The 8068-nt window shown below is 71.3% G+C and carries 8 protein-coding genes and 1 pseudogene; 1 reads left to right on the top strand and 8 read right to left on the bottom strand.

Annotated elements, in window-relative coordinates; all coding sequences use genetic code 11:
• Positions 1 to 156: 156 nt before the first annotated feature.
• The 4 genes and pseudogenes from ACIBEC_RS45805 to ACIBEC_RS45790 all read right to left on the bottom strand — a co-directional run bounded on the left by ACIBEC_RS45805 (position 157) and on the right by ACIBEC_RS45790 (position 3958).
• A complete protein-coding gene (locus ACIBEC_RS45805) occupies positions 157 to 573 on the bottom strand; it encodes a helix-turn-helix transcriptional regulator (protein WP_360509291.1) in 417 nt (138 codons plus the stop codon).
• Between the two features lie 17 nt (positions 574 to 590).
• Positions 591 to 1646, bottom strand: coding sequence for a site-specific integrase (locus tag ACIBEC_RS45800; RefSeq protein WP_360509289.1), 1056 nt, complete (start codon positions 1644 to 1646; stop codon positions 591 to 593).
• Positions 1647 to 1724: 78 nt separating this feature from the next.
• Complete coding sequence (locus tag ACIBEC_RS45795; protein WP_360509287.1) at positions 1725 to 2198, bottom strand: ATP-binding protein; 474 nt, start codon at positions 2196 to 2198, stop codon at positions 1725 to 1727.
• A gap of 162 nt (positions 2199 to 2360) precedes the next feature.
• Positions 2361 to 3958, bottom strand: a pseudogene (locus ACIBEC_RS45790) (Mu transposase C-terminal domain-containing protein).
• 340 nt (positions 3959 to 4298) lie between these two features.
• Between ACIBEC_RS45790 and ACIBEC_RS45785 the strand changes: the two are divergent.
• Positions 4299 to 5057 carry a hypothetical protein gene (locus ACIBEC_RS45785; RefSeq protein WP_360509283.1) on the top strand — a complete coding sequence of 253 codons (759 nt, stop codon included), beginning with the start codon at positions 4299 to 4301 and terminating at the stop codon, positions 5055 to 5057.
• Between the two features lie 90 nt (positions 5058 to 5147).
• Here ACIBEC_RS45785 and ACIBEC_RS45780 read toward each other — a convergent pair whose 3' ends face one another.
• The 4 genes from ACIBEC_RS45780 to ACIBEC_RS45765 form a co-directional block, all read right to left on the bottom strand.
• Positions 5148 to 5765, bottom strand: coding sequence for a HEAT repeat domain-containing protein (locus ACIBEC_RS45780; protein WP_360509281.1), 618 nt, complete (start codon positions 5763 to 5765; stop codon positions 5148 to 5150).
• Positions 5746 to 6024 (bottom strand): hypothetical protein, encoded by a 279-nt coding sequence (locus tag ACIBEC_RS45775; protein ID WP_360509279.1) that lies wholly within the window; start codon positions 6022 to 6024, stop codon positions 5746 to 5748. Before ACIBEC_RS45775 ends, ACIBEC_RS45780 begins: the two co-directional genes overlap by 20 nt.
• Before the next feature lie 48 nt (positions 6025 to 6072).
• Positions 6073 to 6621 (bottom strand): hypothetical protein, encoded by a 549-nt coding sequence (locus ACIBEC_RS45770; protein WP_360509278.1) that lies wholly within the window; start codon positions 6619 to 6621, stop codon positions 6073 to 6075.
• 225 nt (positions 6622 to 6846) lie between these two features.
• Positions 6847 to 7815: a hypothetical protein gene (locus tag ACIBEC_RS45765; RefSeq protein WP_360509276.1), complete on the bottom strand. Its 969-nt coding sequence runs from the start codon at positions 7813 to 7815 to the stop codon at positions 6847 to 6849.
• Between the last annotated feature and the right edge of the window lie 253 nt (positions 7816 to 8068).

Below are 8068 nucleotides of genomic sequence, written 5' to 3'. Positions count from 1 at the left end.
GCTGCACACCTACAATCACCACCGCGGACACACCGCGCTCGCAGGCAAGCCACCCGCCAGCCGCGTCCCCAACCTCACTGGTCAGTACAGCTAGCAGCTGCGGGCGAGTTGGGCGCAGGAACAGCGAACGCGCAGGTGCGGGGCCCCGGTTGTGGTTCACAGCGGTGGCAGTGAGCGTCGATGGAGGCCGGTGGGCTGGGCGGCCTCGAGGACCGGCCTGTCGGGCGTGTCGGGCGGTGGTATCACGGCTGGTGCCGGATCCGGGGGCGCCGAGCCCGTCTTGGTGCCGGGGTGTCGGAGGGTGAGGAGGTCGGCCGGGGTGCAGTCGAGTGCGGTGCACACAGCGGCGAGGGTGGTCAGCTTCAGCTGGGTCGGCTGCTTCGTGAACAGGACGGACACCGAGGCCGGGGACAGGTCGAGGCAGGCGCGTTCGACCAGCAGACGGCGCAGATGGGCGGCGGTCCACACCCCTCGCTCGGCCGCCGCCATCCGCAGCCTCCACTCCACCACCGGCCCTGCCCCGAGGGCCGGGACCGTCGATGGGGGCGAGGACGTCGTGCGTGCGTCGGTCATCAGATTTCCTCCGCCCCTCAGCCGGCCAGCGCGGTCACGGCGGTGGCGGTGGCGCGTTGCCAGGCGCCCTCGACGAAGCGGGCCGAGGGCTTGACGTAGGCCATGGTGGAGGCGATGTGCCGGTGACCGAGAAGGTGCTGCACGGCCACCAGGTCCATCCCCCGCTCGTAGTTGTGGGTCGCGCAGGCCCGGCGCAGCGCGTGCGGGGCGAACCGCTCCGAGGTCGGCCTGGCTTCCAGATCCAGGAGCCGGGCCAGGCGGTCGCGCACGGTCTCCGGCTTCAGCGGGGCGCCGTCGGGGTCGGGGAAGAGCGTCGCGGTGCCGGGGAACAGAGGGCGCACGTCCGCCAGGTACCAGGCGAGGACCTGGTCCAGGCCGTCCAGCATCGGCGTGAAACGCGGCCGGGGCCCGGAGGCGTTCGCAGCCTTGCCGAACCGCACGTGCAACCGGCCCGAGGTCCCCTGGGCGAGGTGAACGTCGCACCGGTCCAGACGCACCAACTCGCTGACCCGTACCCCCGCGAGGTACAGGGTGCGCAGCACCGCGTAGTCCCTGGCCGCGGCGCGGTAGTCAGCGGCCACGGCGACCCGGTCACGAGCGAAGGCGAAGAACGCGGCCACACGCTCGACCGTGGGCGGGACCCCCACCGAGGGTGAGCCGTCTGTGGTGTGCCGGGCGCGGTTGAACCGGTCCACCGGGCTGCCCACAAGGACACCGAACCGCGTATAGATGTCCGTCTGGTGGCGCTCGCGCAGGAATTCCAGGAACGAGCGCAGCGCCTGCACGTACAGCCGCCGGGTTCCAGGAGCCCGCCTCCGGGCCACCAGGTCCCGGACCATCCCATCGACGTCCTCGGGGCCGATCCCCCACACCGGCCGGTCGAAACGGGCCAGCACCCGCGCGAGGAGCGAGGTGGAGGAACGGATCGTCGACGGCGCGAACCCGCGTACCACCCACGTCGCCCGGAACGCCAGAGCGCACGCGTCCTGGAACAGCCACGGATCCGCGTCGGCCACCGGAACCGGGCCAGGATCCGCGACGCCGCCGTTGATCAGACACAGATGACGCCCCACCACCGGTTCCCCCGACCCTTCATCCGCATGGACAAGTCTTCAGGCAGCACCTGAAGAACCGTGGCACCACCCGACGGATCAACGAGCAGCCGAAGGAAACGCAACGCCACCAACACGCCGACCCCGCGTCCCACACCACTCCCTCGACATCCACTGCGCCTCGTCGCAGACCAGCACGTGGAAACCGCGGGCCAGGGCGTCCTTGAGGACGGCGTCGAACTCGATCGGGCGTGCGGGCGGCTCGCCGGGCAGGCCCAGCGCGCGGAACAGTTCGTGGCGGATGTCGCGCGGGGTGGGGCGGGCCCGGAAGGCGATCCGGTAGGAGTTGTGCGGCGCGAGCAGGCGCAGCGAGGCGTTCACCGACAGGGACTTGCCGTTGCCCGCCGCGCCGGAGATACACATCATCGCGCGGGCTTCGAGGGTGGCGGCGATGTTGTCCCGGGCGGTGCGCAGCGTCTCGGTGGCAACGGTGCAGGCGCCTTCCAGGCGCAGGTAGTGATCGGCGCGCTCCGGCGGCAGCATGCCGGGACGGACAGCGGGTGCGGTGGTCACGGTGAAGGGCTCCTGCGGGGGGCTCAAGAGAGGGGAACGGGCAGGCAGACAGGGCCGGTGGAGCGGGTGAGAACGCCAGCGCGGGCCGGGCCGCGGCGGCGGGTCGGGCGAAAGCCGTCCTGTTGGCGGGGCAGGGTCCGGGTTGTGGCCGCGGCGGGTGGTTCAGGCTGGCGGGGCAGGGTCCGGGCGTCTGTCATCGGCGGGCGTGGTGGCGCGGGGAAGGACCCAGCCGTCCGGGACCGGGGCGTGCGGGAGCAGCCCGGGCAGGGCCAGCGCTTGGAGATCCCGGCCGTCGGCGGCCTCCAGCTCGGCCGCGGCCTGCGCCGCGGTCAGCGTCTGGAGTGGCTCGGGGGTTCGGGGGGTGGTGACGGCCGCGAACCGTTCGGTGCGGAGCTTTTCGGCGGCGGCCAGGGCCTTCTTCAGCCGGCGTTGCTCGGCCGACCTGGTGCGGCGTACGGCGGCCCGTTGCTCGTCGGTGGCCGCGTCGGCCAGGTGAGCGGTGCCCAGGCGGGCTCCGGTGACGGCGTCGACGACCTCGACCTCGTGGGCGTGGTGGGGCAGGAACCGGATGCGGACCTTGGCCCCGTCCCCGGCCAGGCCCTGCATCCAGTCGCCGACGTAGTAGCGGCCCCGCCAGTACACGCCGCTGCTGGTGAGCGTGCGGGCACGGCCGTCGTCCTCCAGCGTGAACGCCCACAACTGCCCAGGCTTCGGGTCCTCGATCGGCGTGGGGTCCTCCAGCCACGCCTGCAGCGGGGTGCGGCCGGCCAGGGCCGGTGAGGTGTGCTCGGTGTTCCACTCGCGCACCCAGTCCAGCAGCCGTTCCACGAACGCGGTGAACGTCAGCGGCGCGGTGCCGTCCTTGGCACGGTCTCGGCGGCGGACGGAGGCGGTGGGGGCGTGGGTGTAGCGGGGCAGCGAGGCGAAGAGCATCCGCTCCGCGCACCGGTTCAGATTCTCCACCGTGCCCTTCAGGTGCGGGCTGTAGGCGGGCAGGTCGTGGACGGGGATGGCGAGAGCGCCGAGCGCGGAGGTGACGGTGCGCGAGAGGAAGTCCTTGCCGCGGTCGATGCGCACCAGGGCCGGCAGGCCGCCGATGGGCCCGTAGGGGCCGGCCTCGTCGTCGCGGGAGATCGCGGTGCGCAGCGCTGCCAGGATCGCGTCCCGGGACGGGGTGTGCGGGGTGATGGCGGCGCCGGTGACGGCGTTCGTGGCGCAGTCGATGAACCAGGTCACCCACGGGCACACCAGCTCGCCGTTCAGCTCGACCTCGACCGGGACGTGCTTGTGATCGCCCTCCCAGCAGGCGTTGCGCCACTGGCGGGGCCGGCGCAGGTGCACGTCGTGGCCGCGCCGGGCCCGCTCCCCGCCGACCAGGGCCGCGCGCTGGCCCGGGTTGAGGTCCCGGCGGATCGCCCGGTGCAGCGTCGCCAGCGACGGCACCGCCACCGGAGAGGGTGCACCCTCGTCGTCCTGCTCGCCCACGTCGTCGGTGTCGTCGGCTTCGGCCATGGCGCGGCCTCGGCAAGCAGTTCACGGTGCACCGCGGCCGCGTTCCCGCACCACAGAACGAGTCGGGCGTGTAGTTGCGGGGTGACCGTGAAACGCTCCCGCCCCTTCGCGCTGGACCGCCCCTCGGCACGGGCCGCGGCCAGCCAGCGCCACACCGTGCGCAGCGAGACTCCCACCGCGTCCGCGACCAGCCGCACATGGCCGGTCGCCAGCTCGCCCCGCGCGTCCAGGGCCAGCAGCCGGTCCACCGCCTGCTGCCGCGCCAGCGCCACCGGCACCACCGGCCCCGCGCCGGCCCGTCCGTCCTCCCCCGCCATGGGCACCACCTCCGCTCCCTGGGCCGCTGCGAGAACCCGTGCCCCTGCGCACAGGGGTCCTGGATCCAGGTAGCCGGAGTCTGCGCGTCGGTGACAGTGCAATCGGCATTCCGCTGACACCGGGGCGGGGCGTGCGGTAGGGGCATCACTCCCGAGACATCGGCGGGCCGTTCCTGTCGTTCGGCGGTACGCGTGGCGCCGGACGCCGGTGCAACACGGGGCCGCCGGGCGGGCTCCAGATGGCCTGGGCGCCGGTCGATAGGCTGACGGAATGACAGGAGTGCTGGAGTTCGGTGCGCTGCTGGCGCGCCTGATGGGGTACCGGACGCTCGACGCCTGCGTGCTCTCGACGGCGGGCGGCACCGGCACCGACCTGAAGGAGCTGCAGGCCGTACTCGACGGGCGGCGACCGACCGAGCGGCTGCTCAGGGACCTCGGACCGGTGCTCGGCCTGCATGCCGCCGACCTGTTCGTCCTGGCCGGGCAGCCGGTGCCCGACGACCTGACACCGGTCACCCGAAATCCGCACTGGTCGGTCAGCCCCACCATCTACAACACGATGGTCATGCCCGCCGAGAACCGGCGGCTGCTGCTGGACACGATCCGGGTGCAGCCGCTGGTGTCGCGGGAGGGGCGGGGCGGGGTCGACCGGCCGTACCACCGGTACGAGCCGGGCTTCGGCGCGGTGCTGCTGGAGCTCACGCACAACCGGAACCTCACCTGGACGTGCACGGCCAAGGCCCTGTACGCGGTGACCGGGGGGCGGATCTACCGGGCGGCGTCCACCATCGGCGGGATCGGCCGAGGCGCCGTCGACGTGACCCCTGAACTGGTCGCCGGCTTCGCGGGCCTGCTCGGCATTCCCGCCCGCGATCTGGCGGCGCTCGGCGGCGTCCGCCTGCCGGACGACCTGCCGCCGCTCCACCCACGGGCCGCCGACGTGGCCGCCGTCGTCTGGGAAGCCCGACGCCTGACCACCGCCCAGCTCGAGGACATCCACGTCACCTCCCGCCACCTGGCCGGCCGCTGACCGGCCCCCACCAAGGCTCCGGGAACCACGAGGCCAGCCACCGACCGCGAGCAGCCACCGGCGCGCCGTCGAACGTGGACCGGCCGGTTGCTACAAGGGCGAGCAGGTCTGGTACTTGCCCTGCAGGGACGAGGCGGCTGCACCGGCCACATCGGACCGGGGACCGACTGCGCATTCGTGGAGAAACCTCGTGACCCGGGAGCCCGGCCAGCCTGCTGCGGCGGCCGCGGCCCAGAACCGCAGACCGTCGTGGGGGTCCAGAGGCTCGAGGAAGTCCAGGACGTGGTCGATCGTAGCCGTGTCCAGGCACAGCCGCCGCATCGCCACCGCACGCAACGCGCCGTCGGCGAGCATCGGGGTACCGCTGTCCAGGCACCAGCGCAGGGAATCGCCTGCGGCCGCGGGAGCGCTCAGCCGCACGATGGCGTCGCCGAGCGCGGTGTACACCGCGGTCGCCTCGAACGGGCGCCGGGCAAGGTCCCGGAGCAAGCCGAGGGCAGGGCGGTGGCCGCACATCCCCAGCGCCATGACCATCTGGTACTGGGTCTCCCACGTACGGGGGTCACGCACCTCCCGCTCAAGGGCCTCCAGGAGCGGCGGACCCGCTGCGGGGTCGGCAAGCCGGCTCAACCGCATCGCGGCGGAACGCCGCTTCGGCGACAACCGGTGGCCGAGCTGCTCCACGGCCTCATCCAACGTCAACGCCATCACGGTCCCTGTCTGCGCGGCTTCGTTCCGGGCGCAGCGTAGGGCCCCGTACCGACAGCGACTGGCGGATGGCTGGGGAAGCGCGCGCTCCGGTGTCCTGGGCCGAGAAGGGGACCCGATCGATGAACGCGGCCGGACGGTTGGCGTGGGTGTATTCGTCCGCGATGTTGAAGACGCTGGCGCACACCGGGCATTCCGCCTCGCCGAAGAGGTGGGCGATCCCGTCGGCGAGCACCGCCTGCCCGTCACGGACCGCCATCCGGTGCATCCACCGGCCGGTCCCGGTGAGTTCCTCGGCAACGGCCGGTCACAGTTCCCGTCGCAGCTCCTCATCGCCGTCCCAGACCTGCGAGTAGCACCCGAACCGGCCGACGGCGATCTTCATCTCCGCAGCGCAGTTCGGGCACTCCAGCTCGTAGATGTCATCCGTGAAGCCCTCCAGGGCGTTCGCCCAGTGGTACTCCTGCGCTACGGCGAGCAGAGCGCGGAAGGAGACGAGATAGTCGGCCGGCCGCGACCGCAGGTGCCGGTCCAGCGCCTCGCCGAACTCCGTGATCGCGCCCGTGCAGTCGACCAGCAGGTCATCGCAGCCGTGGTGCGCGGCCGCGCGCTCGAGGATCCGCCCCGCCAAGGCGCGCGCCTGCACGCTGCGCGGCGCGAGGCGCACCAACCGCGGCAGGGCGGCGAAGCCAGCCGGAAAGACCAGGTCGCCCTCGAGGACGAGCCGCCAGCCCAGCTCCTGCCACGCATCCGTGTCGTCCCGGCGCTCCAGCAGCGCAAGGAGCGCCGGGACGCGATCGACATCGAAACCGCTGTCACGTATGCCTGCCCAGTCCACCACCCCGGTATCGAACACCGGACACCCGACATCCAGACCCGGGGCTCTGCGGGCCGGCGACTGGCATAGGGATCTGCATCATGGTGTCACCGGGCGGCGTCCCCTGATGTCACCACACATCCGCACCCCGGTGACACCCACGACTCCCCCGCCCCCACACGCCACCACCAACAAAGGCCAGCGACACCAGCTGATCCCCCAGTGACAACAAACCGCAGATTCGCAGCTGGCGGCCGTTTCTGTCTAGCTCGGGTTCTGCGGATCCCAGTTGCACTGGTGCAGCGCGAAGAAGACGGGAGACAGTGCGTTGCTGGTCCCTACGTCGGCGCGCCAGGACTCCACATCCCAGCTGTCGCCCGTGCTCCACCCCGAGGAATTGAGCGGATCCGGGAAGACGAAATTCGCATGGCAGATGAACTGCTCATACTCCGAGTTGTACTTCGACTGGACGGACAGCTGCTGCGGGGGCGGCGCCATCGTCCACAGCTGGTCCCAGGCGCCGCCGAGATCACCGACCGCGTTGCGGAATCCTGCGTCCGTCGGATAGGCGCGGATGACCACCTCGTTCGGGAAAGCGGCGGGGATCTCGACGCGCACCTGTTTGAACCAGTCCGTGGCGGCTTCGCTCAGATAGCCCGTGCATTCTCCCGAACATCCCTCCTCCCGGTGTCCGGAACTCCAGAACAGCGTGCTCTGCCGGTTGGAGAAATTCTGGTACGTCTGGTTCGTCGCAGTGTCGGTTTTCTCGTCCGAGGTGGGATATCCGAACGACCCGCCCTCCCAGCCGTAATCCCCCCACAGCTTCCCGATCTTCCCCCATACGGGGTGCGCGCCGTAGGCGGACGCCCAGTAGACGGAGCCGCCTTCGAACTCCTGACGGCGGCCGAATCCGTCGGGGTTCGCCAGCTCGTCCGACGTGGGGTACCCAAGCGGACCGGACTCCCAGTTCTTGTCCGCCCACTTCGCGCCGATGGCGCCCCCAACGGGATGGGCGCCCGTAGCTGGCTTCCAGTAGACGGTTCCCCCGGTGAATTCCTGCCTGCGGCCGACGCCGTCCGGGTTGACCAGCTCGGTCGTCTTCGGGCAGCCGAGAAATCCCCGGTCGTAGTTGTAGTCCTTGTACTTGGCGAGGATCGCTCCGCCGACGGGGATCCCGCAGAAGACGGGGTCGTCCGCCTGGGCGGACGGGGATGACCCCAGCAGGGCGGTCACAGCCAGGGATGTGGACGCAAGCATCGTCATGATGCGGCGAGCAGGCACGGAAATCCTTCCGGAAAGCAGTCAATTGTGCTGTTTTCTACGGGGGAAGAGGCCTTTCCTCGAAGGTTCCTTCCCGGAAACAGACGGCACCTAACCTCGATCTTGCATGACGGCCCGCCAGCCAAGCTGACGAGCCGTCATGCAAGATCGAGGTTAGGAAGCGACGTTGGACCTGTGCCAGCGAAGTTGGGACAGTTGTCGCCGA

It is taken from the genome of Kitasatospora sp. NPDC051164, assembly GCF_044455625.1.
GTDB lineage: Bacteria > Actinomycetota > Actinomycetes > Streptomycetales > Streptomycetaceae > Kitasatospora.
The sequence above is the reverse complement of the archived record's forward strand: the minus strand, read 5'-3'. Positions and strand labels throughout refer to the sequence as shown.